A 1541-nucleotide genomic window follows, 5' to 3' on the forward strand; every position below is an offset into this window, starting at 1 on the left:
TCAGATTGATGACAAAGAACTCGCTTTTTGGCGAGTTCTTTGATCTAATAGAGAAGAGTCCATGATAAGAGGAATTCTTCTATGCTAAAAAAACCAACGCCAGCGACACCCGAAAAAATAGAGCAAATTTCGTTAGATGCGCTTGTCCCTCAAAATCACCTTGTTCGTAAAATAGCTAAAGTCATTGATTTTGAATTTATTCGAGAAGCGGTAGCGCCACTTTATTGCCCTAATAATGGTCGTCCGGCAGAAGATCCGGTCAGACTGTTTAAAATCATGCTATTGGGGTATCTTTTCGGTATCCCCAGTGAGCGTCGTCTGGTTCAGGAAATTCAGGTCAATTTAGCTTACCGTTGGTTTCTGGGAATGGGATTAACCGAAAAAGTGATTGACGCCTCAACACTCAGCCAAAATCGTCGCCGTCGGTTTAATGACAGTGAAATCTATCAACAGATTTTTGATAATATTGTTGAGCAGGCCATTGGCAAAGGGTTGATAAGTGGTCGGGTTTTATATACGGACAGTACTCACCTAAAAGCAAATGCCAATAAAGGCAAGGCACGTAATGAGCAGCGTATTGTTGAGCCCAGCCAATATGTTGATGCGCTTAATCAAGCCATCAACGAAGAAAGAGAATTAAACGGAAAAAAGCCTTAAAGCCATCGACGGTAGAGAAATATAAGGATGTCAAAGTCAGTCCAACCGATCCGGACAGTGGCTTTATGCATCGGGAAGGCAAGCCTAAAGGGTTCTTCTACTTAGATCACCGAACAGTTGATGGCAAACATAATTTAATTACTGATACCTATGTCACTGCCGGAAATATCCATGATTCCCAGCCTTATATGGCTCGATTAAAACGCCAGCTAGAGCGGTTTGGCTTTAATCCGGTTGGTGTCGGTCTTGATGCGGGTTATTTTACGGCTCCCATTTGCCATTTACTGCTGGCAGAGCAGATATATCCGGTGTTGGGTTATCGTCGCCCCACCCATGGTGCGAATCCCATCAGAAAAAAGCAGTTTATCTATAACGGTCAAAACGATACTTATACTTGCCCAAACGGGCAAACATTAATATATAAAACTACCAGCCGGGAAGGTTATCGTCATTATCATTCTGATGCAACAACCTGCAAAATCTGTCCGTTATTGTCACAGTGTACACAGAGTAAAAATACACAGAAAGTCATCACACGGCATATCTGGGAAGCAGATAAAGAGAAAGCCAACGAGATTCGTTTAAGTCAGTGGGGTAAAAAAGTCTATGCTCGGCGAAAAGAAACGATAGAGCGCAGCTTTGCTGATGCTAAACAACACCACGGACATCGCTATGCACGATTTAGAGGAAGAGCGCAGGTTCAAATGCAGTGTTTATTGGCCGCAACGGCTCAAAATATCAAGAAAATAGCGATAAAGCTATTTTTGTTACGTTTTTTTAGGCTATTTTTTAATTTATTTAATAAAATCCAAATTAAAAATCTTATTTATGGTTTAAATAAAAAAATAAACCCCGAATTATATCGAGGTTTGTCATCAATCTGA

At 40.9% G+C, this 1541-nt stretch carries 1 protein-coding gene; it reads left to right on the forward strand.

From position 1 onward, the window contains the following. Positions 1 to 81 precede the first annotated feature (81 nt). A protein-coding gene (locus GQ593_RS13255; protein ID WP_237397770.1) for an IS1182 family transposase occupies positions 82 to 1541 on the forward strand; the annotation gives its coding sequence in 2 pieces (ribosomal slippage) (positions 82 to 655 and positions 655 to 1541; 1461 coding nt in all).

It is taken from the genome of Gilliamella sp. Pas-s25 (genome assembly GCF_009795885.1).
GTDB lineage: Bacteria > Pseudomonadota > Gammaproteobacteria > Enterobacterales > Orbaceae > Gilliamella.